16 protein-coding genes are annotated in these 20,946 nt (G+C 68.1%); 12 read left to right on the forward strand and 4 right to left on the reverse strand.

Annotation, left to right across the window (positions count from 1 at the left end; all coding sequences use genetic code 11):
• Positions 1-123: 123 nt before the first annotated feature.
• Positions 124-1,539, forward strand: coding sequence for an NADP-dependent phosphogluconate dehydrogenase (gene gndA / locus ABV408_RS02910; RefSeq protein WP_353980979.1), 1,416 nt, complete (start codon positions 124-126; stop codon positions 1,537-1,539).
• 13 nt (positions 1,540-1,552) lie between these two features.
• Positions 1,553-2,599: a quinolinate synthase NadA gene (gene nadA / locus ABV408_RS02915; RefSeq protein ID WP_353980980.1), complete on the forward strand. Its 1,047-nt coding sequence runs from the start codon at positions 1,553-1,555 to the stop codon at positions 2,597-2,599.
• Between the two features lie 154 nt (positions 2,600-2,753).
• Here nadA and ABV408_RS02920 read toward each other — a convergent pair whose 3' ends face one another.
• Entirely contained in the window at positions 2,754-3,524 is a 771-nt protein-coding gene (locus tag ABV408_RS02920; protein WP_353980981.1) for a MipA/OmpV family protein, read from the reverse strand.
• Between the two features lie 265 nt (positions 3,525-3,789).
• Here ABV408_RS02920 and ABV408_RS02925 point away from each other — a divergent pair, with 265 nt between their 5' ends.
• The 3 genes from ABV408_RS02925 to ABV408_RS02935 are packed head-to-tail and all read left to right on the forward strand — an operon-like array spanning position 3,790 to position 7,728.
• Entirely contained in the window at positions 3,790-4,479 is a 690-nt protein-coding gene (locus ABV408_RS02925) for a (2Fe-2S)-binding protein (RefSeq protein ID WP_353980982.1), read from the forward strand.
• A complete protein-coding gene (locus tag ABV408_RS02930; protein WP_353980983.1) occupies positions 4,476-5,462 on the forward strand; it encodes a xanthine dehydrogenase family protein subunit M in 987 nt (328 codons plus the stop codon). Before ABV408_RS02925 ends, ABV408_RS02930 begins: the two co-directional genes overlap by 4 nt.
• Before the next feature lie 22 nt (positions 5,463-5,484).
• A complete protein-coding gene (locus tag ABV408_RS02935; RefSeq protein ID WP_353980984.1) occupies positions 5,485-7,728 on the forward strand; it encodes a xanthine dehydrogenase family protein molybdopterin-binding subunit in 2,244 nt (747 codons plus the stop codon).
• A 160-nt stretch (positions 7,729-7,888) separates the two neighbouring features.
• On the opposite strand, the gene ABV408_RS02940 is transcribed toward ABV408_RS02935, so the two are convergent.
• The gene (locus ABV408_RS02940) at positions 7,889-8,371 is read right to left on the reverse strand and encodes a DUF302 domain-containing protein (RefSeq protein WP_353980985.1); all 483 of its coding nucleotides are present in this window, start codon (positions 8,369-8,371) and stop codon (positions 7,889-7,891) included.
• Positions 8,372-8,507: 136 nt separating this feature from the next.
• Positions 8,508-10,226 carry a Na+/H+ antiporter gene (locus tag ABV408_RS02945; protein ID WP_353980986.1) on the reverse strand — a complete coding sequence of 573 codons (1,719 nt, stop codon included), beginning with the start codon at positions 10,224-10,226 and terminating at the stop codon, positions 8,508-8,510.
• A 360-nt stretch (positions 10,227-10,586) separates the two neighbouring features.
• On the opposite strand from ABV408_RS02945, the gene ABV408_RS02950 reads away from it, so the two are divergent.
• Genes ABV408_RS02950 through ABV408_RS02960 form a run of 3 tightly spaced genes read left to right on the forward strand, consistent with a single transcriptional unit; the run spans position 10,587 to position 14,424 of the window.
• Complete coding sequence (locus ABV408_RS02950) at positions 10,587-11,141, forward strand: (2Fe-2S)-binding protein (protein WP_353980987.1); 555 nt, start codon at positions 10,587-10,589, stop codon at positions 11,139-11,141.
• Positions 11,138-12,172, forward strand: coding sequence for a xanthine dehydrogenase family protein subunit M (locus tag ABV408_RS02955; protein WP_353980988.1), 1,035 nt, complete (start codon positions 11,138-11,140; stop codon positions 12,170-12,172). Before ABV408_RS02950 ends, ABV408_RS02955 begins: the two co-directional genes overlap by 4 nt.
• A complete protein-coding gene (locus ABV408_RS02960) occupies positions 12,169-14,424 on the forward strand; it encodes a xanthine dehydrogenase family protein molybdopterin-binding subunit (RefSeq protein WP_353980989.1) in 2,256 nt (751 codons plus the stop codon). The genes ABV408_RS02955 and ABV408_RS02960 overlap by 4 nt, the downstream gene beginning before the upstream one ends.
• On the opposite strand, the gene ABV408_RS02965 is transcribed toward ABV408_RS02960, so the two are convergent.
• Positions 14,409-15,098, reverse strand: a complete 690-nt coding sequence (locus tag ABV408_RS02965) for a TetR/AcrR family transcriptional regulator (protein ID WP_353980990.1) — start codon at positions 15,096-15,098, stop codon at positions 14,409-14,411. The two genes, ABV408_RS02960 and ABV408_RS02965, sit on opposite strands and share 16 nt — an antisense overlap.
• A 246-nt stretch (positions 15,099-15,344) precedes the next feature.
• Here ABV408_RS02965 and ABV408_RS02970 point away from each other — a divergent pair, with 246 nt between their 5' ends.
• The 4 genes from ABV408_RS02970 (at position 15,345) to ABV408_RS02985 (ending at position 20,877) form a co-directional block, all read left to right on the forward strand.
• Positions 15,345-16,433 carry an HlyD family secretion protein gene (locus ABV408_RS02970; RefSeq protein ID WP_353980991.1) on the forward strand — a complete coding sequence of 363 codons (1,089 nt, stop codon included), beginning with the start codon at positions 15,345-15,347 and terminating at the stop codon, positions 16,431-16,433.
• A gap of 13 nt (positions 16,434-16,446) precedes the next feature.
• A complete protein-coding gene (locus ABV408_RS02975) occupies positions 16,447-17,997 on the forward strand; it encodes a DHA2 family efflux MFS transporter permease subunit (RefSeq protein ID WP_353980992.1) in 1,551 nt (516 codons plus the stop codon).
• 111 nt (positions 17,998-18,108) lie between these two features.
• Positions 18,109-18,522, forward strand: a complete 414-nt coding sequence (locus ABV408_RS02980) for a hypothetical protein (protein WP_106418687.1) — start codon at positions 18,109-18,111, stop codon at positions 18,520-18,522.
• A 21-nt stretch (positions 18,523-18,543) separates the two neighbouring features.
• Complete coding sequence (locus ABV408_RS02985) at positions 18,544-20,877, forward strand: GNAT family N-acetyltransferase (RefSeq protein ID WP_353980993.1); 2,334 nt, start codon at positions 18,544-18,546, stop codon at positions 20,875-20,877.
• Positions 20,878-20,946: the final 69 nt, after the last annotated feature.

The following is a 20,946-nucleotide window of genomic DNA, read 5'->3' on the forward strand; positions in this document are numbered from 1 at the left end:
TGCCGGGCGGGGCAGCGGGCGATTCGGCGGAACGCCCGCTCTGCCTTACAATAGGGAGCATCCGTCAGCGGGTGACGTTCATCGCCGCGTGGCGGCTTCATTTTTGCAAGGAGCATCAATTCCATGGCCAAACAGCAAATCGGCGTGGTCGGCATGGCCGTCATGGGGCGCAATCTGGCGCTCAACATCGAGAGTCGCGGCTATACGGTGTCGATCTACAATCGCTCGGCGGAGAAGACCGACGAGGTGATGGCCGAGAACGGCGACAGCAAGCTCAAGCCGTTCTACAGCGTCGAGGAGTTCGTGGCGTCGCTGGAGACCCCGCGGCGCATTCTGCTGATGGTCAAGGCCGGCGATGCCACCGACAAGACGATCGAGTCGCTCAAACCGCATCTCGACCAGGGTGACATCCTGATCGACGGCGGTAACACGCCGTTCGAGGACACCATCCGCCGCAACAAGGAGCTCTCCGAAGCGGGCTTCAACTTCATCGGCACCGGCGTCTCCGGGGGCGAGGAGGGCGCGTTGAAGGGACCGTCGATCATGCCGGGGGGGCAGAAGGAAGCCTACGACATGGTGGCGCCGATCCTCGAGAAGATCGCCGCGCGTGCCGATGACGGCGAGCCCTGCGTGGCCTATGTCGGCCCGGACGGTGCCGGCCACTACGTCAAGATGGTCCACAACGGCATCGAATACGGTGACATGCAGTTGATCGCCGAGGCCTACGCGATCCTCAAGGGCTCGCTGGGGCTCTCCAACGCCGAGCTGGCCGACGTGTTCAGTGAATGGAACGAAGGCGAACTCGACAGTTACCTGATCGATATCACCGCCAAGATCTTCACCAAGCCGGATGACCAGAGCGATCACGACGTGGTCGATATCATCCTCGACTCGGCGGGGCAGAAGGGCACCGGCAAGTGGACCAGCAAGAGCGCGCTGGATCTCGGCGTGCCGCTGCCGCTGATCACCGAGTCGGTCTTCGCGCGTTTCATCTCCGCGCTGAAGGACGAGCGTGTCGCAGCGTCCAAGGTGCTCAAGGGCCCGGCGCAGAAGACCTTCGAGGGTGACAAGGCCGAGTTCATCGAGAAGGTGCGCAAGGCGCTCTTCTTCAGCAAGATCGCCTCCTACGCCCAGGGCTTCGCTCAGATGCGCGCCGCCTCCGAAGATCATGGCTGGGACCTGAACTACGGTGAAGTGGCCAAGCTGTTCCGTGCCGGTTGCATCATCCGTGCGCGCTTCCTGCAGAAGATCACTGACGCCTACCAGGAGAACCCCGAGCTCAAGAACCTGCTGATGGCGCCGTACTTCGGTGAAATCGCCGGCAACTACCAGCAGGCGCTGCGCGACGTGATCGGTCATGCCGTCCAGAATGGCATCCCGGTGCCGACCTTCTCCTCGGCGATCGCCTACTACGACAGCTATCGCAGCGAGAAACTGCCGGCCAATCTGATCCAGGCCCAGCGCGACTTCTTCGGCGCTCACACCTACAAGCGTGTCGATCGCGAAGGGACCTTCCATACCGAGTGGTTGCAGGACTGACGGAGACGAGGCGATGGCGGAGCGGGAGCGGGAACGCGTTCGCGAGCATCTGACGGGCCAGGCGCAGCCGGCGCTCGATGAAGAGGCCAGAGCGCACTATCGGGCGCGTATCGCGGCGCAGTTGAAGGCGCGTAACGCAGTGCTGGTTGCGCACTACTACACCGATCCCGAGATCCAGGCGCTGGCGGAAGCGACCGGTGGCTGCGTCGCCGACTCGCTGGAGATGGCCCGCTTCGGCAAGGATCACCCGGCGACCACGCTGATCGTCGCCGGGGTGCGCTTCATGGGCGAGACCGCCAAGATCCTGAGCCCCGAGAAGCGGGTGTTCATGCCCACGCTGGAGGCGACCTGCTCGCTGGATATCGGCTGTCCGGCGGATACCTTCTCCGCCTTCTGCGATCAGCATCCGGAACGCACCGTGGTGGTCTATGCCAACACTTCGGCGGCGGTGAAGGCGCGTGCCGACTGGGTAGTGACCTCGTCGATCGCGGTGGAGCTGATCGATCACCTCGACCGCCAGGGCGAAAAGATCCTGTGGGCGCCGGATCGCCATCTGGGCAACTATGTGCGCGAGCGAACCGGGGCAGACGTGCTCTGCTGGGAGGGCGAGTGCATCGTCCATGACGAGTTCAAGGCCAAGGGAATCCTCGATCTCAAGGCGCTGCACCCGCAGGCCGCCGTGTTGGTGCACCCGGAGTCACCGGCCTCGGTGGTGGAGATCGCCGATGTCGTCGGTTCTACCTCGCAGTTGATCAGTGCGGCCCAGAAGCTCGACAACCCCAGCTTCATCGTCGCCACCGATCGCGGCATCTTCTACAAGATGCAGCAGCTGATGCCGGACAAGACCTTCATGGCCGCACCCACCGCGGGTAATGGCGCGACCTGTAGAAGCTGCGCCAACTGCCCGTGGATGGCGATGAACGGTCTCGAGAACACCCTGGCGGTGCTGTCAGACGCCAACGGTTGCGGTCAGGAGATTCATGTCGACCCCGAGATCGCACGTCGGGCGCTGATTCCGTTGAATCGGATGCTTGAGTTCGGTGCCGAGTTAAAGCGCTAGACGCGTTACGCTGAAAGACGACAACGCCCGCCCCGGCCGATGCCGGGGCGGGCGTTTTCGTAGTTAGGGCGGCGTGGGGCGCCCCTGACGATGTCACCGATGTTCTACGTCACCAGCGCTCTTCACCAGCGCTCTGTATCACCCGTGCTTGGCATCAGAAGTGATAGTTGATGAAGGCCCCCGCACGCCACTGGGTGGCGTCGCCGAGATCGTCGACGATCGGGCTGTCCTCGGCGTCGCCGGTGAGGCGTGCCACGCCGACCAGGCCGGTGATCGACCACTGGCGGGTAAGGTAGTAGCTCAGGGTGGCATCGGCGCCGAGAGTGAAGTAGCCATCGTTCGGGTCGTAGGCACGAATCCCTGAGCGCGCACTCTCGCCCGCCGAAACGCCGAACAGATCGTCGGTCCAGGCCGCGCTGGTGTAGCTGAAGCGCGGGCCGACGGTGAAGGCGGCGCGCTCGCCGAGGCGGGCGACATGGGTCGCCGCGAACTTGACCCGATAGCCGTCGATATCACCGGTGAACGGCGTTTCGGCGGCGGCGCTGTAGTGCCAGGTGTCGTCGAGATAGCTGGCGCGCAGGCCGGCGGTGGCGCCGCCGTCGACCTGATCCAGGGCGCGGATGTCGCCGGTGTCGTCGCGGCCGAAGGTGTAGCCGATGAAGGGGGCGACCCGCCACTTGCCCTCGCGCACCAGATTCCAGCCGATGCCGTCGGTCACGCTGACGAAGAAGGTATCGCCGTAGGTCGCATCCAGCGACGGCCAGGCGTTCCACTCGTAGTCGTCGCTACCCAGGTAGTCTGGGGCATAGATCGCCCCGGCGCCGACGCTGCCTTCCCAGGTCGGCTGGGCCGCGCTGACCGCGGCGGCGGAGGAAAGGCCGGCGGCGAGCGCCAGCAGACGGACACCATGACGTGAAGCACTCATCTCTCTGATCCCTGTGACGATGCAGTTGGGCGAAAACATACGGCAGGCCTGAGCAAAAGACCAGCCGCGTCGCGGGCCTGCGGAAGATGCCCATTTCTGCGTGAATCGCGCGAATTACGCCAATGATTTGGCATTGGTGCCGCACTTTTCCTAAGTTCAGTGAAGCACTACGCCTCCTTTCCCTGCCGCGCCCCGATAAACCAGAGCACCACGCTGGAAAGACAAAGATGCCGGCAGCGGCACAGCCTTGATGAGGATCCCTGACATGGATGACAACGAGCGCACCGCGCCGGGCGTCGATCACTTCGACCCCCGCGGCGACACCCAGCCCCACTCTCCCGGCCGCCGGCGGTTCCTGCAGTCCGCTGGCGCCTCCGGCCTCGCCATTGCCGCGGCGCCGGCGCTGTCCCAGGTCAGCTATGCCGGCTCGCCGGACCAGCCTCAGACCCAGACCGATGCCCCGCCGGCCGAAGGCCGGCAGCGCATCACGCTGACCGTCAACGGCCAGCCGCATCGGCTCGATGTGACGCCCAACGTCATCCTGCTCGACGCGCTGCGCCATGGGCTGGGGCTCACCGGCACCAAGAAGGGCTGCGATCATGGCCAGTGCGGTGCCTGCACGCTGCTGGTCAACGGCACCGCGATCAACGCCTGCCTGAGCCTGGCGGTCAGTCACGACGGCGACGAGATCACCACGGTCGAAGGGCTGGAGAAGAACGGCCAGCGCCACCCGATCCAGCAGGCCTTTCTCGAGCACGATGCCTATCAGTGTGGCTACTGCACCGCGGGTCAGATGATGAGCGCGGTGGCGATTCTCAACGACCCCGCGATCGGCACCAGCGATGCCGAGGTACGCGAGGCGATGAGCGGCAACATCTGCCGCTGTGGCGCCTACAAGAACATCGTCGCGGCGATCCAGTCGGCGCGTGGCAAGCTCGCAGGAGATCCGGCATGAGAGCCTTCGATTATGCCCGGGCGGAGAGCCCGGCGGCCGCGATCGCGGCACACGGCAGCGATGACCAAGCGGCCTTTCTGGCCGGCGGCACCACGCTGCTCGATCTGGTCAAGCTGGACGTGATGCAGCCGCGCAAGCTGGTCGATATCAACGGCGTGGCGCTGGACCGCATCGAGCGTCTGGACGATGGCCGTCTGCGTATCGGCGCCATGGTGACCAACACCGCGCTGGCCCGCGACCAGCGTGTCGTCGCGGATTACGCCGTGCTGTCCCAGGCGCTGCTGGCGGGCGCCTCGACCCAGCTGCGCAACAAGGCCACCACCGGCGGCAACCTGATGCAGCGGGTGCGCTGCCCCTATTTCCGCGACGGCGTCTCGGCCTGCAACAAGCGCGAGCCGGGCAGCGGCTGCGCCGCCATCGGTGGCGTCAACCGCTCGGTCCATGCGGTGCTCGGCACCAGCGACAGCTGCATCGCCGCGCATCCGTCGGACATGTGCGTGGCGATGGCGGCGATCGGCGCCAAGGTGCAGGTCGAGGGCCCGGAGGGCCGGCGCGAGATCGACTTTGCCGATTTCCATCTGCTGCCCGGCGACACGCCGCAGCGCGAACATGCGCTGGCGCCCGGCGAGCTGATCACCCACGTGGTGCTCGACGCGCCGCTCGCCGGCAGCCGCTCGGCTTATCTCAAGCTGCGCGACCGCCAGTCGTATCAGTTCGCGCTCGCCTCCAGCGCGGTGATCGTGACGCTCGACGGCAACACCATTCGTGAAGCGCGGGTGGCGCTGGGGGGCGTCGGCACCAAGCCCTGGCGTGCGCCGGAGGTCGAGGCTGCGCTTGCGGGCCAGCCGGTGAGCGAGCAGCGCTTTGCCGATGCCGCCAAGCGCGCGTTCGCGCATGCCACCGCCTATGCCCACAACGCCTACAAGATTCCCCTCGGCCAGCAGGCGATCGTGCGCAACCTGACCGACCTGACCACTGCCTGAGCCGCGGCGAGGAGAGATCCAGATGAGTGACGACAAGCCCAGCGACCCGCACTTCGGGGCGATCATCGGTGCCGGCGTGCCGCGTATCGACGGCCCCGACAAGCTCTCGGGGCGCGCCTACTACGCCGCCGATCAACTGCCCGCCGGTCTCACCTACGGCTACGGGGTGTTCAGCACCATCGCCAGTGGCAAGGTGACCCAACTGAGCGTTGAACGCGCGCGTCGGATGCCTGGCGTGATCGATATCTTTCACCACGGGCACTTCCCCAAGCTCTACCGCTCGCCGTCGAGCTTTGCCCAGGGCAACAAGGTCGAGGAGACGCGTCTGCCGTTCGAGGATGAGCGCATCTACTACGCCGGCCAATTCGTGGCGCTGGTGGTGGCGGATACCTTCGAGAACGCCCGCGCGGCGGCGCGTGAGGTCGACGTCAGCTATGCCGAAGACGCGGCACTCGCCAATCTCGAACAGGGCGTCGCCGCCCACGGCACCCAAAGCGGCAGTGGCAATCATTCGCGCGGCGATGCCGCGGCGGCTTTCGACAGCGCTGCCCGGCACATCGATGTGACCTACCGCACCCCGGTGGAGACCCACAACCCGATGGAGATGCACGCCTCCACGGCGTGGTGGGAGCGCGACCATCTCACCATTTTCGATGCCTCCCAGGGCGTGGTGATGGCGCGTAACGCGCTCTCCAAGATGTTCGCCATCCCGCCGGAGCGGGTCACCGTGCACGCGCCCTATATCGGCTCCGGCTTCGGCAGCAAGCTGTGGACCTGGCCTCACGCCGTGGCCACTGCCGCCGCCGCGCGTGAGCTGGGGCGGCCGGTACAGCTGATGGTGCCGCGGGCGCAGATGTTCACCACCACCGGCCACCGCCCGGAGACGCGTCAGCGCCTGCGCCTGGCCACCGATGGCAGCGGCAAGCTGGTTTCGCTGCGTCACGAATCGATCAACACCACCTCGTTCACCGACCAGTACGTCGAGACCTGCGGCAGCGTGACCAAGAGTCTCTACAGCTGCCCCAATCTCACGGTCAGTCACGCAACGACCCAGGTGAATCGCGGCACGCCCACCTCGATGCGCGCTCCAGGTGCCGCGCCGGGGCTGTTCGCGCTGGAGTCGGCGGTGGATGAGATGGCCGCCGCGGCCGGCGTCGACCCACTCGATTTTCGCCTCGACAACTATGCCGAGCGCGACGAGAGCAAAGACCTCGACTTCTCCAGCAACCATATCGTCGAGGCGACCCAGCGCGCCGCCGAGCGCTTCGGCTGGGCCGCACGCAACCCCGAGATCGGCAGCATGCGCCAGGGGCGCGAGATCGTCGGCTACGGCATGGCGGCGTGCAACTGGGAGGCGCTCAAGCGCCCGTGCGACGCGCGGGTCTCGCTGCGTGCCGACGGGACGGCGTTTGCCTCCTGCGCCACCCAGGACATCGGCACCGGCACCTACACCATCGTCGCCCAGGCGGTGAGCGATCTCACCGGCCTGCCGCTGGAGCGGGTCACGGTCGAACTGGGGGACTCCTCCTACCCGGATGGCCCGGTCTCCGGTGGCTCCTGGGCCACCGCGACCACGCTGCCGGCGATCGCCAAGGCCACGCGGGTCGCCCTGGACGAGATGAAGCGCTACGCCACCGGCGCCAATGGTGCCTTCGCTGGGGGCGCCAGCGACGATCTCGAGGTCGCCGAGGGCGGCCTGCGCAACGCCGATGGCAAGCAGGTGAGCTTTGCCGACATCCTTGGCGCTGCGCGCTACGGCAGCGCCGACGGTGAAGCCCACACCGAGGGCGCCGACGCACAGTACTCCTACCGCTCCTTCGGCGCGCACTTCGTCGAGGTGCGCTGGGACCCGGGCATCTCGCATCTGCGCGTGGCCCGCGTGGTCAGCGCCATCGATGTCGGCCGGGTGATCAACGAAACCACCGCGCGCAATCAGGTCGAAGGCGCGATCGTCATGGGTATCGGCATGGGGCTGTTCGAGGCGACCGAGTACGACGCCCGCAATGGCCGTCCGGTCAACAACGACTATGCCGAGTACGTGGTGCCGGTCCACGCCGACCAGCCCGAGGTTGAAGTCATCCTGCTCGACTACCCCGACACCCGCTTCAACGAGTACGGCGCCCGCGGCATCGGCGAGATCGGCATCACCGGGCTCGCCGCCGCCGTGGCCAACGCGGTGCACCACGCCACCGGCAAGCGGATCCGCGAGCTGCCGATCACCCTCGACAAGCTGATGGATGACGTGCCCGAGGCGCGCACGGCCTGAGTCATCCGTGCCAGTCCACCGCGTCTGGCCCATAACGCATCGACGCCGGCCTCAGGGCCGGCGTCTTTGTCTTGGTCTTTGCCTTGGTCTTGATATTTGTCGTCGTCACGTCGTCGGTGTCGATACGCCCGTGTGTCTGGCGCCCAGGGTGATGGCGCTATCAGCGTTCGGCGGTCGCCTCGACCAGCGCCTGCATTTCGCGGCTGAGAGGAGCGACCGCGGGGCAGTCGCCGACCCCGTGGCGCGTGGCGATCCACTGCGGGTCGTCGTAGCCGAGCCAGGTCTGGCCGTCGCTGTCCTGCCAGATCAGCGCCTTCATCGGCAGGTCGATGCCGGCGGTGGCGGCGCACTGCATCAGGGGCGTCGAGGTCTTGGGGTTGCCGAACACGATCACTTCGTTGGGCAACATGGCCATGTCGCGGGACATTGCGCCCTGGCGATGGTCGATGCGCGCGAAGATGGTCATGCCGCTGGTGCGCACGTTGTCGGCGAAGCGACCGGCCACCTGGTGCACGCTGCCCTCGACCGGGGTGGCGATCAAACCCGGCACCGTTGCGGCCGCCTGCGTCTCCTGGGCGCTGGCGGCGGTGACGGTGGCAAGGCTCGCGAGCGCCAGGCTCGCGGCGGTGATCCAGCGTGACATCGGTCGTCTCATCCCTCTCTCCTGTCGGTATCGAACACTCTGTCTTCACGCGCGTGAACGACAGTTGGCAATGGTTGCAGCTGATCTGGGGCCGGCCGCCCAGGCGTGCAAGGCAGGTGCGGCCCCATGTCGCGGTTCAGTGAGCCGGCTGGCCCTGGTCGCTGGTCAGCGCGGCTTCGGCGAGGTCGACCTCGCGCACCAGCTTTCTGAGCACATTGTCGTTGATTCGGTGGCGCTGGCGAAGCTTGTAGTACTCACGGCGCTCGGCACGCAGCGCTTCCAGTCGCGTTTCGCGCTCCAGCTCACGGCTGGTGGCCAGCTGCGGGGTGGCGGTCTCGGTGGAGTGCAGCGCCATGCGCTCACGATAGTAGGCCATCAACTGGGCGCTGATGTCGTTGAAGGCGATGATCGTCTCGTCGTTGGTCTGGGCCCGGGCGAACTCGCCGGTGCGGTCGTGGTGGAAACGTTCGATACGGTAGATCGCCGCCTCGGCGCCGGCGATGCGTGCGCGGCGCTCCTCGTCGAACTCGCGGGTGTCGCGGGGCAGCTTCAGATTGCGCAGCACCAGCGGCAGGCCGATGCTGCCGGTGACCAGCGTGAACAGAATCACCCCGGTGGCGAGAAAGATCAGCAGCTCGCGATTGGGGAAGGGGGTGCCGTTCTCCATCAGATGCGGCAGCGACAGCGCTGCGGCCAGCGTGATGGTGCCGCGGATACCCGCCAGGGTCGCCGCCAGCATCAGGCGCAGTGACAGGCGGCCATTGCCGTCCGGCGTCGGCAGGCGCGGGCGACCGTGGATCAGGCCGCGCAGCCGGGTCAGCGCCAGCCCGACCTCGCTGGCCAGCCAGACCCACAGAAAGCGCGACAGCAGCAGCGCCAGCGAGATGATCGCCACGTAGCCGAGCAGGCGCAGGAACTCGTAGTCGCCGATGTCGTGCAGCGAGTGGTCGAGGGCGCCATTGATGATCGCTGGCAGCTGGAAGCCGAGCAGCAGGAACACCAGTGCATTGAGCACGAACTCCAGCATCTCCCACACGCTCTGGGTCTGCATGCGCGCATTCAACTGGCCGACCCGCTTGAGGTCGGCGCGGTTCATCACCATCCCCGCGGACACCGCTGAGAGAATGCCCGAGAGCCCCAGGTGCTCGGCGAGCAGATAGGCGGCGAACGGCAGCAGCAGCACCAGCAGGATCACCTGAACCGTGGTTGCCTCGCCCAGATGGCGTTCGATCAGGCGGGTGCGCAACAGGTTGAAGCCCATGGCCAGCAGCGCCCCCACCACCAGCCCGCCCACCGCAATGATAAAGAAGCTGAAAGTGGCGTCGACCAGCGAGAAGGTGCCGGTGAGTGCGGCGGCGACGGCGAACTTGAACGCCACCAGGCCGGAGGCATCGTTCATCAGCGACTCGCCCTCGAGCACTCGCATCAGCCGCGGCGGCACCCGCAGACGGCCGGAGATCGACGATACCGCCACCGCATCGGTGGGCGAGAGGATCGCCGCCAGGGCGAAGCTCACCGCCAGCGGTAGTGCCGGAAACAGCAGATGGATGAAGTAGCCCACGCCGACCACGGTGAACAGCACCAGCCCCAGCGCCAGGGCCAGGATGGGGCCGCGCAGGCTCATGAATTCACGCTGGGGGAAGCGTCGGGCATCGGCGAAAAGCAATGGGGCGATGAACAGCAGCAGGAAGATCTCCGGCTCCAGCTCGACATGCAGTCCGGCCGCCGGCCAGGCCAGCAGGGCACCCAGGATGATCTGCACCAGCGGCGTCGGCAGCGCCGGTACGAAGCGAGTGATGACGCCGGTGGCCGAAGCCACCAGCAGCAGAATCAGGACCAGGATCAGCGTATTCATGGTGGTCGTGGATCGTCCTTGCTGGGTGGGTCGGATGGCGCGAGCGGCCAAGCTTAACCGAAGTCGACGTGCGCGGAGGGCCGGCGGAGACATTTACAGTCGTCTCCGGGCGGGGTGGCGCTCGGGTGTCTATGCTGATCAGTCGACACGGCGATGGCGTCCTGACAGCGCCCCGCCCTGCATGGATTCCCGTGATACCCATTGGTTCCCGATCGCAGCGCGCCCGGTGCCCGCCAGCGTGGCGTCGGTGCCGTCTGCCCCGGGCCATGGTGTTCACGCGAGTCGCCCCAGACCGCGGGGCGTGGCCGCGCGCAGTGACGCGCCCCGGGGCCGCGCCTCGATCATCGATGAGGAGCCGGCATGATGGACGATTCCGTGCATTCCCCGACCCGGCGCGGGATCCCCGCGCCGACCCTGAACGTCAACTTCACCCTCAACCAGCAGCCGATCTCGCTAGAGGTCGCCCCCAACGCGGTACTGCTCGACGTGCTGCGCGAGCAGCTCGGCCTGGGCGGTACCAAGAAGGGCTGCGACCACGGCCAGTGCGGTGCCTGTACCGTGCACGTCGACGGCCAGGCGATGAACGCCTGCCTGCGGCTGGCGGTCATGTGCGAAGGCCAGCACGTCACCACGGTGGAGGGGTTGGCGCGGGAAGGCGAGCTGCACCCGGTGCAGCAGAGCTTCCTTGCCTGCGACGCCTTCCAGTGCGGCTACTGCACGCCGGGGCAGATGATGTCGGCGACGGCACTGCTCAATGACGCGCGCATCGGCAGCGACGATGCTGCGGTGAAAGAGGCGATGAGCGGCAATATCTGCCGCTGCGGTGCCTACAAGAATATCCTGACGGCGATCCAGCAGGCGCGCGCGACCCTGGCCGACGACGCCACGAGCCGGGCCGGGGAGGGGACCCCATGAGAGCCTTCGACTTCTCCCGCGCCGAGAGCGTCGGCAGCGCGGCGCAGCACGGCAACGCCGAGACCGCCTTCGTCGCCGGCGGCACCACCCTGCTCGACCTGGTCAAGCTCAACGTCATGCGCCCGGCGGCGGTGGTCGATATCAATGCGCTGCCGCTGAAGACGGTCGAGCGGCTGGCGGATGGTCGGCTCAGGATCGGGGCGTTGGTGACCAATACCGATCTCGCTCATCACCCGGAGGTGACGCGCGACTACCCGCTGCTCTCCCAGGCGCTGCTGGCGGGCGCCTCGACCCAGTTGCGCAACATGGCGACCACCGCCGGCAACCTCATGCAGCGCACTCGTTGCCCCTACTTCCGCGATGTCGGCAGCGCCTGCAACAAGCGCCAGCCGGGCAGCGGCTGCGATGCCCGCGATGGCATCAACCGCATGCACGCGCTGCTCGGTGGCAGTGCCGACTGTATTGCCGTGCACCCCTCGGACATGTGCGTGGCGCTGGCCGCCATCGGCGCCACCCTGACCCTCGAAGGGCCGGCGGGCGAGCGCGAAGTGGCGTTCGCCGATTTCCATCGGCTGCCCGGCGACACGCCGCACATCGAGCACGATCTCGCCGCAGACGAGCTGATCACCGCGCTCACCCTCGACGTGCCGCTGACACTCGATGCGTCGCTGGCGACGGCCGGGTCGCACTATCTCAAGCTGCGTGACCGCGCCTCCTACGAATTCGCGCTGGCCTCGGCGGCGGCGCAGCTCAAGCTGGATGGCGGGCGGATCCACGAGGTGCGGCTCGCCCTTGGCGGTGTCGCCACCAAACCGTGGCGAGCCAGCGAGGCCGAGGCGGCCCTGGTCGGTCAGCCGGCCGAACTGGCGAGCTTCGAACGCGCCGCCGAGATCGCCCTGCGCGACGCCCGGCCGCTCGCCCACAACGCCTTCAAGGTCGACCTGGCCAAGCAGGCGATCGTACGCGCCCTGCGCGATGCCACACGCGCCGCCCGCCAGGGCGGCACCGACACCCAGGAGAGCCAGGCATGAACGATCTGACCCAGTCGACACTCGCCCAGCCCCAGGTCGTCGGCCAGCGCACACCGCGTATCGACGGCGAGTTCAAGCTCACCGGCCGTGCCGGCTACACCGGCGAACTCAGCGTCGAGGGCATGCTCTACGGCTATCCGGTCGGTGCGAGCATCGCCCACGGCACCCTGGCACGCCTCGAACTCGACGAGGCGCTGGCGATGCCCGGGGTGGTCGATATCTTCCACCACGCCAACTTTCCGCGCCTGCACCGCTCGCCCAACAGCATGGGGCACGGCGATCAGGTGAGCGAGGTGCGCCTGCCGTTCGAGGACGAGCGCATCTACTATCACGGCCAGTACGTCGCGCTGGTGGTGGCGGAGAGCTTCGCCCAGGCCCGCGCGGCCGCCCAGCGCGTGGTGGCCCGCTACCGCCAGGAGACCGGGGCGATCTCGAGCCTGCTCGACGGCGCCCACGACAGCCACACCGAAGGCGAGCTGCTGGAAGACTCAGGAACCACCCGCGGCGATCCGGAAGCCGCGTTCGCCGGCGCCGAGGTGCAGATCGATGCGGTCTATCACATCGCCGCCGAGAGCCACCTGCAGATGGAGATGCACGCCACCCTGGCCGAATGGCGCGACGGCGGCAGCCGGCTGGTGGTGCACGAGTCGAGTCAGGGGGTGTTCTACCAGCGCAACGCCATGGCCCGGATCTTCGATCTGGCGCAGGAGAACATCGAGGTCATCTCCCACTACATCGGCTCCGGCTTCGGCAACAAGCTGTTCATGTGGCCCCACGCGGTGGCCGCCGCCGGTGCCGCGCGCGAGCTCGGGCGTCCGCTCAAGCTGGTGCTGCCGCGGGCCCAGGACATGACCGGCGGTGGTAACCGCCCCGCCTCGCGCCAGCGCCTGCGGTTGGGTGCGGATCGCGACGGCCGCCTGAGCGCGGTGATCCATGACTCCACCACCGAGACCTCGCTGGTGGATCGTTACGTCGACGCCTGCGGCAGCGCCACGCCGAGCTTCTACGCCTGCGACAACCTGGCGGTCAGCCAGCGCATCCTGGCGCTCAACCACGGCACGCCCTGCCCGATGCGCGCGCCCGGCGAGGTCTCCGGTATCTTCGCGCTGGAGACCGCGATGGACGAGCTGGCGGTGGCGCTCGAGATGGACCCGGTCGAGCTGCGTCTGCGCAACTACGCCCACGAGGACCCGGAGAGCGGCCTGCCGTGGTCGAGCAAGCAGCTCGACAAGTGTCTGCACAGCGCCGCCGAACGCTTCGGCTGGGCCCAGCGCGACCCGGGCATCGGGGCGATGCGCGACGGTGACGAGATCATCGGCTACGGCATGGCCGCGTGCACCTGGTTCGCCGGGCGCCAGCCGTGTCAGGCGCGGGTCGAGCTGCGCGCCGATGGCACCCTGTTCGCGGCTTGTGGCACCCAGGACATCGGCACCGGCACCTACACCATCGTGGCCCAGACGGTGGCCGAGCTGACCGGCGTCGCCGTGGCTGACATCGAGGTCAAGCTGGGCGAGACCAGCCTGCCGACAGGGCCGCTTTCCGGCGGCTCGATGGCCACCGCGACCACGCTGCCGGCGGTGGCGGTGGCGGTCCGCGATGCCTTGAGCGCGCTCAAGGAGGTGGCGACCGGCCACGGTGGGGTGTTCGCCGGGGTCGATGCCGACAGCCTGACGGTGGCCGAGGGCGCGCTGAGTGACGGCGAACGCAGCCACAGCTTTGCCGAGGTGCTCGAGGGCATGCGTCTGTCCAGCGTCAACGGTCAGGGCAGCAGCGCCCCGGGCGAGGAGAAGAAGCAGTACAGCTTCCGCTCCTTCGGTGCCCACTTCGTCGAGGTGCGCGTCGACCCGGGCATCTCGCGGGTGCGGGTGGCACGGGTGGTGTCGAGCATGGATATCGGCCGTGCGATCAATCCGCCCACGGCGCGCAACCAGGTCGAAGGGGGTATCGTCATGGGGATCGGCATGGGGCTGTTCGAGAAGCTCGACTACGACCCGCGTGACGCCCGGCTGATCAACGCCAACGTGGCCGACTACATCGTGCCGGTACACGCCGACATCCCCGAGATCGACGTCGAGCTGCTCGACTATCCGGACTTCAAGTTCAACGAGTTCGGCGCCCGCGGGGTGGGCGAGATCGGTCTCACCGGCATCGCCCCGGCAATCTCCAACGCGCTCTATCACGCCACCGGCAAGCGTTACCGCGACCTGCCGGTGACCATCGAGGCGCTGCTTGCCGATCACGCTTCGGGGTAGCGCAACCCGCCGACGAAGAGGGAGACGCAGCGCGCCACGCGCTGCTCGATCGCCGCCTGCGAAGGCGGCGATTCCAGTTGCAACAGCTGGTTCAGATGCAGCTCGCCGAGCACCGAGCCGAGGAAGATACCGGCGAGCTCGACGGCGTCGCTCTGGGGCAGGCGCCCGGCGCGCATCTGGCGTGCGAGATAAGCGGCCAGCGCCTGACGCACGCGGCCCGGCCCGGCGGCGTAGAACAGCTGGCCGAGCTCGGGCTGACGCGGGCTCTCCGCCACCACTTCGCGGTAGATGCCCAGGGTCTCGCCATCGATGACCTTGATCAGCAGGGTGACGCCCAGACGCTGCAGCGCCTGTTCCACCGACAGGCCGTCGACGCCCTCGGCGGAGAGCGCCTCATAGAGGTGGTGGGAGCGGCGTTCTATCATGGCCTGGAACAGCCCCTCCTTGCTGCCGAAGTGGCGGTAGAGGGTAGAGAGCGAACCGCCCGCCTCGGCGACGATATCGTTGACGCTGACCTGACCGTAGCCCTGCTCGAGGAACAGCTTCTGGGCCGCGTCCATCAGCGCGTCGCGGCGTTTGAGACCGCGCTCGGTGGTGGGCGTCAGCGGGCGTGGGGCATCGGGTGACGGCATGGCGCTGGCGGTGGCCTCGGTAAGGGTGAATGGTGGGTGCAACGCGTGGGTTGCCAGCCGTAACGTGATCGCGGTGGCGTTTTACGAAAGATAGTGTAGCATACACTACACTTTGGGCTTTGCACGAAAAGTCGGCGGGCGTGATGGCGAGGTTTAGCGGCGCGGCGTAGTGGCGGGTGTAGCAGCGTCGTCACAAGGCGCGAGTGCCGTCACAAGGCTCGATTGCGCCTGTGTCTCCGGCAACTATCCGTGTCTCCTGCACCCAGTCAAAGGCATGAAGATCAACGCATGAAGATCAAGAAAAAGCTCTATACGGCGGCGGCGGTCCTGGTAGTGGCGGTGGCCGCGCTGGTGTTCGCGTGGCACTGGTGGCACACCGGCCGCTTCTTTGTCGGCACCGACAACGCCTACGTACACACCGACAGCGTGGCGGTGCGCGCCGAACTCACGGCCAAGGTGGCGCGGGTGGCGGTGACCGACAACCAGCGCGTCGAGGCGGGCCAGCTGCTGGTCCAGCTCGATGATCGCGACACCCGCAGCCAGCTGGCCCAGGCCCAGGCTCAGCTCGCGGTCAACGCCGCCGGTGTGACCCAGGCCCAGCGCCAGATCGAACTCGACCGCGCCAGCATCGACGAAGCCCAGGCGCAGGTGAGCGCGGCGGAATCCGACGTCGCCCAGGCGCGCCAGCATCTCGAACGCTCGCAGTCGCTGGCGTCGAAGAACTACGCCTCGCGTCAGCAGCTCGACGACGACCGCGCCTCGCTGCGCGTGGCCCAGGCCACGCTGGCCGCGCGCCGGGCCAGCGTCGAGTCGGCCAAGCGCCGGCTGAGCGCCGATCAGGCCGCGGTGGAGAGCGCCCAGGCCCAGCGCGATGCCGCCCAGGCCGATATCGACTACTACCAGAACCAGCTCGCCAAGACTCGCATCGTCGCCCCGCGCACCGGCGTGGTCGGCAACCGCACGGTGGAGGCCGGCGACCTGGCCCAGCCGTCGCTGACTCTGATGCAGCTGGTGCCGGTCTCCAGCGCTTACGTGGTGGCCAATTTCAAGGAGACCGATATCGAGCGCATGCGCGTGGGGCAGCCGGTCTCTCTGGAGGTCGACGCCTACCCGGATATCGCCTACACCGGCAAGGTCGACAGCGTGGCCCCGGCCACTGGCACCCAGTTCAGCCTGCTGCCGCAGGACAACGCCACCGGCAACTTCAACAAGATCGTGCAGCGGGTGCCGGTCAAGATCCGTATCACCGGCCCCAAGGATCAGCTGTGGCGGCTGCAGGCGGGGCTCTCGGTGGTGCCCTCGGTGGACACGCGTCAGGTCGACGGCCAGGCAATCTACTTCGATCCCGGCCCCGCGCTCGAAGACAGCGCCCCGTGAGGAGTGACGCGGCATGAGTGAGGTCGCGCCGCCCGCCAACGGCGGCCCGCAGGAGATGCCCTCCTGGCACCACCGCTTCGGTTTCGTCGCGGCGGTGTTCGGGATGTTCATGGCGATCCTCGATATCCAGATCGTGGCCAGCTCGCTCAACGAGATCCAGGCCGGCGTATCCGCCTCCAGCGACGAGATCTCGTGGATCCAGACCTCCTACCTGATTGCCGAGATCATCATGATCCCGCTTTCCGGGGTGCTGATGCGCTGGCTCTCGACCCGGGTCGCCTTCGTCATCTCGTGCGCCGGTTTCACCCTGGCCAGCCTCGGCTGTGCGCTGGCCACCAGCATCGATCAGCTGATCGTGCTGCGTGCGATCCAGGGCTTCATGGGCGGGGCGATGATCCCGCTGACCCAGGCGGTCAGCTTTTCGCTGTTCCCGCGTCGCGCGATGGGTACGGTGCAGGGCATCATCGGCATGGTGGTGACGCTGGCGCCGTCGATCGGCCCCACCGTGGGCGGCTATCTCACCGAGATCTTCAGCTGGCACTGGCTGTTTCTGGTCAACGTGATCCCCGGCATCTTCGTGACGCTGGCGGTGTGGCGTTTCCTCGACGTCGACGAAGGCGATGCCAGCGTTGCCAAGCGGCTCGACTTCACCGGGTTGATCCTGATCGCGCTGTTTCTCGGCAGCCTCGAGTTCGTGCTCGAGGAGGGCCCCGGCGATGACTGGTTCTCGAGCGAGCTGATCGTGTGGATGACGCTGCTCTGCGTGGCCTCCTGCATCGGCTTCTTCTGGCGCGTGCTCACCTGCGAGCACCCGATCGTCGATCTGCGTGCGTTCAAGAATCTCAACTTCTCGGTCGGCACCGGGCTGGTGTTCGTCGTCGGCATCGCCATGTACGGGCTGGTCTACCTGATGCCGCTGTTTCTGGGCGGCGTGCGCGGCTACTCGAGCCTGCAGATCGGTGAGGTGATGTTCGTCACCGGGGTGGCAATGTTCTTCACCGCACCCGTGGTGGGGCGGCTGACCAACTCGGTCGATCTGCGCGTGCTGCTCTTCTTCGGCCTGCTGCTGGTGGGCATCGGCACCGCGATGAACTCGAATCTCACCAGCGAGTCGGGCTTCTGGCAGTTCTTCTGGCCGCAGATCGTGCGCGGTACCGGCATGATCATGTGCATCATCCCCGCTTCGCGTATCGCCCTGGGCACCCTGGGGCCGGCGGAGCTGGGCAACGCCGCGGGGTTGTTCAGTGTGATGCGCAACCTGGGCGGTGCGGTCGGGCTCGCCATGCTCGATACCGTGCGCGACTGGCGTGAGGACTACCACTGGAACCAGTTGATCCCGGCGCTCGACCAGGGGCGGCTCGTGGTCCAGCAGCAGATCGCCAACTATCAGTCGCTGCTGATGGGGCATGTCGCCGATCCCTACCACAGCGCCGTGGCGATGCTCGGCCAGCGGATCGGCGTGCAGACCCAGGTCCTCGCCTACAACGACATCTTCCTGTGGATGGGCTGTCTCTACCTGATCAGCGTGCCGCTGGTGCTGCTGCTCAAGCGCATCGAGCACTGAGGCGGGGGGAGATGCAGGCGCGCGGCGTGGATGCTTCAATAGCGCCAGTCCTGTCGGTGGCGTGACCGCGACGGCCGCGCCGCCTTTGCCAACCCGTTCTGGAAGCCGATGATGCAGACCCCGCAACCGCCCAAGCCGGGCGCCGACGAGCCCGTTCGTACCGTGTCGCGCCTGATCGGCGCCTTCGCCGCGCCGGTGTTGATCTATCTGGTGGTATGGGAGCTGGCCGCGCGCCTGCTGCTGCCCGGCGTCGCCGCGTCCGGACGCGAGTTCGTGATCAACCTGTGCAGCGTGCTGATCCCCTGTCTCGGTGTGCTGGTCAGCGTCTATCTGGCCGGCGTGCGTGCCGGGCGTTTGCTCGGCGGCGGCGTGATGTCGCTGTTCTTTCTCTACCTCTATGTCTCCTCCGGCGTGGCCTTCAGCTGGCTGCCGGTGCTGCTGACCCTGGGCGGTGTGGCCCTGGCGTTGGTGCTGGCGCGCTTCTGCCCCACGCTCAAACCCGATCTCGGCGATCTCTTTGGCTAGGCGACCTCTTTGGAGAAAAACGTGAGCCCGCTGGCCGAGTGGCTGCGTGAGCAGTGTGAGGCGCTGCGTGCCCGCCGGGTGCGCGGGGTGCTGTGGATCGCCGCCGACCCTGATACGGCGCTGGCGCGAGCCAGCGAGTGGATCGCCGCCGGCGATTGGCGCGCGCCGCTGTGGCTCGGCCCGGTCAACGAGAGCGCACCCGACATCCCCCGGCTCGCGGCGGCCAAGGCGCGCTCGCGGCTGGGCCAGGAGCACGACCTGGTGGTCATCGATGCCGTCTCGCCCCAGGGCGGTTTCGACCCCGACGCCTTCGGTGCGCTCAGCGGCACCGTCCTCGCCGGGGGCTGGCTGGTGCTACTGACCCCGGCACACTGGCTCACCCCCGAGGCGGGCCCGTGGCGGGGGGACGCCGACTACCGTCGCCTGACCCAGTGGCCCCACGCGGCACAGACCCTGGAGGCGCGCTATCTGCGCCGGGTGGCGCGTGAGCTGATGGCCGCAGAATCAATGGCGGTGTGGACGCCCGAAGCGCCACTACCACGGGCCGGTGCGTCGAGGCTATCGGCGGGCAACCCGGTACAGGCGCAGACACCGATATCGATACCGACATCGTCACCGACACCGACGAGCAGGGACGCCGACTGTCTCACCGCCGACCAGGCCGAGGCGGTGGCGCGGCTGACCCGGCTGCGTCGGCGCCGGCCGCTGGTGCTGGTCGCCGATCGCGGACGCGGCAAGAGCGCCGCCCTGGGGATCGCCGCGGCACGCCGGCTGCAGCAGGGCGAGCGGCAGCTGTGGGTGAGCGCGTCCACCCGCGAGGCGGTGGCGCCGCTGTTCGCGCGCCTCGCAGCGCTGCTGCCCGAGGGGCGCCTGGACGAGACCGGCTTCACCCTGACCCTGGCGGGGCAGCCGGCGCAGGTCACCTGGCTGCCGCCGGAGCGGGTGCTGCCCGCGCTCGATGATACCGACATCGACCCGCACGCGCCGCCGACCCTGCTGGTGGACGAAGCGGCGGCGATCCCCGCTGCCCGCCTGATCCGCTGGCTGGAACGCTTTCCGCGGCTCGCCTTCGCCACCACGGTGCACGGCTACGAAGGCACCGGGCGCGGCTTCGAGGTGCGCCTGCGCGAGCGTCTCGACCAGTTGACGCCGGGCTGGCGGCGGCTGCGCCTGAGCGAGCCGGTGCGCTGGGCCGCGGGCGACCCGCTGGAGGCGTTGACCCGGGATCTGCTGTGTCTCGATGCCGAGGCGGCGAGCGCCGAGACGGTGGCGGCCAGCGCCGAGCATCACGCACCGCGCGTGGTCTGGCTCGACCGCGAGGCGCTGGCGGCGAATGCCACGCTGCTGACCCAGGCGTTCGGGCTGCTGGTACAGGCCCACTATCGCACCGCACCCAGCGATCTGCGCCATCTGCTCGACGGCCCCGAGGTCGCGCTACCGGCCGTCATGCTGGGCGAGGCGCTGGTGGCGATCGCCGTAGTCCAGCCGGAGGGGGGCTTCGATGCTGCCCTGGCCGCGGAGATCCACCACGGCAGACGCCGCCCGCGAGGGCACCTGATGGCGCAGTCGCTGGCCTTTCATGGCGGCTATCTCGATGCCGCGCGCGCGCGCTGGTGGCGGCTCATGCGTATCGCCGTGCATCCGGCCTTGCGCCGCCGCGGGGTGGGCAGCCAGCTGCTCGCCGCGGTGGAAGAAGCTGCCACGGCGGCAGGCATCGAGCGCCTCGGTGTGAGCTTCGGCGCCGAGCCGGGGCTGATCGCCTTTTGGCGCCGCGCCGGATTCGTGACTCTGCGCCTGGGGTTGACCCGCGAGGCGGCCAGCGGCGAGCCGGCGCTGATGCTGGGGCGGGGGCTGACGCCTGCGGCGCGGGATACGCTGGCCGCCATGGCGGCGGATTTCCGTCTGCTGCTGCCTGATCTGCTCAGCCAGGCGGCACGGGATCTCGACCCCGAGGTGGCGGCGTCACTGCTCTGGGAAGGCGAGCCCGGGCCGGCCTCCAACGCCCTCAGGGCGCGGCTGGCCTGGTTCGCGGAGGGTGGGGGCGAGCTGGCCCTGGTGCGGCCCTGGCTGCGTCAGGCGTGGCTCGACTGGTGGCGTCACCAGCCTGCCCCGGGTGGTGAGTCGGCGCTGGCGGATACCCCGAAGGAAAGCGTGCAGGACAGTGATGTCGCCGCCGCGCTGGGCACGCCGGCAGCCATTGCCACCGCGGTGGCGGCGCTGTTCCAGGGCCATGACGAACGCCTCTCTGACGATGGCCGGCGTGGGCGCCAGGCGCGCGCCCGGGCGCTTGCCCGCGGCCTGCTCGCGGCGGCCGGTGAAGGCGGCGATATGGTCAAGCCGGCGCCGGGCGAGTAAGGTGTTGGCACACTGAAACAGGCCGCCCGCCGCGCTGCGGGCCGGGCCTTTCTCTTCCATCACCGTTGC

Source organism: Salinicola endophyticus (assembly GCF_040536835.1).
GTDB lineage: Bacteria > Pseudomonadota > Gammaproteobacteria > Pseudomonadales > Halomonadaceae > Salinicola > Salinicola endophyticus_A.

What these genes read in the sequence shown, in the direction of transcription:
- gndA (WP_353980979.1), top strand. Translation starts at nt 124, where the DNA reads ATGGCCAAACAGCAAATCGGCGTGGTCGGCATGGCCGTCATGGGGCGC.
- nadA (WP_353980980.1), top strand. Translation starts at nt 1,553, where the DNA reads ATGGCGGAGCGGGAGCGGGAACGCGTTCGCGAGCATCTGACGGGCCAG.
- ABV408_RS02920 (WP_353980981.1), bottom strand. Translation starts at nt 3,524, where the DNA reads ATGAGTGCTTCACGTCATGGTGTCCGTCTGCTGGCGCTCGCCGCCGGC.
- ABV408_RS02925 (WP_353980982.1), top strand. Translation starts at nt 3,790, where the DNA reads ATGGATGACAACGAGCGCACCGCGCCGGGCGTCGATCACTTCGACCCC.
- ABV408_RS02930 (WP_353980983.1), top strand. Translation starts at nt 4,476, where the DNA reads ATGAGAGCCTTCGATTATGCCCGGGCGGAGAGCCCGGCGGCCGCGATC.
- ABV408_RS02935 (WP_353980984.1), top strand. Translation starts at nt 5,485, where the DNA reads ATGAGTGACGACAAGCCCAGCGACCCGCACTTCGGGGCGATCATCGGT.
- ABV408_RS02940 (WP_353980985.1), bottom strand. Translation starts at nt 8,371, where the DNA reads ATGTCACGCTGGATCACCGCCGCGAGCCTGGCGCTCGCGAGCCTTGCC.
- ABV408_RS02945 (WP_353980986.1), bottom strand. Translation starts at nt 10,226, where the DNA reads ATGAATACGCTGATCCTGGTCCTGATTCTGCTGCTGGTGGCTTCGGCC.
- ABV408_RS02950 (WP_353980987.1), top strand. Translation starts at nt 10,587, where the DNA reads ATGATGGACGATTCCGTGCATTCCCCGACCCGGCGCGGGATCCCCGCG.
- ABV408_RS02955 (WP_353980988.1), top strand. Translation starts at nt 11,138, where the DNA reads ATGAGAGCCTTCGACTTCTCCCGCGCCGAGAGCGTCGGCAGCGCGGCG.
- ABV408_RS02960 (WP_353980989.1), top strand. Translation starts at nt 12,169, where the DNA reads ATGAACGATCTGACCCAGTCGACACTCGCCCAGCCCCAGGTCGTCGGC.
- ABV408_RS02970 (WP_353980991.1), top strand. Translation starts at nt 15,345, where the DNA reads ATGAAGATCAAGAAAAAGCTCTATACGGCGGCGGCGGTCCTGGTAGTG.
- ABV408_RS02975 (WP_353980992.1), top strand. Translation starts at nt 16,447, where the DNA reads ATGAGTGAGGTCGCGCCGCCCGCCAACGGCGGCCCGCAGGAGATGCCC.
- ABV408_RS02980 (WP_106418687.1), top strand. Translation starts at nt 18,109, where the DNA reads ATGCAGACCCCGCAACCGCCCAAGCCGGGCGCCGACGAGCCCGTTCGT.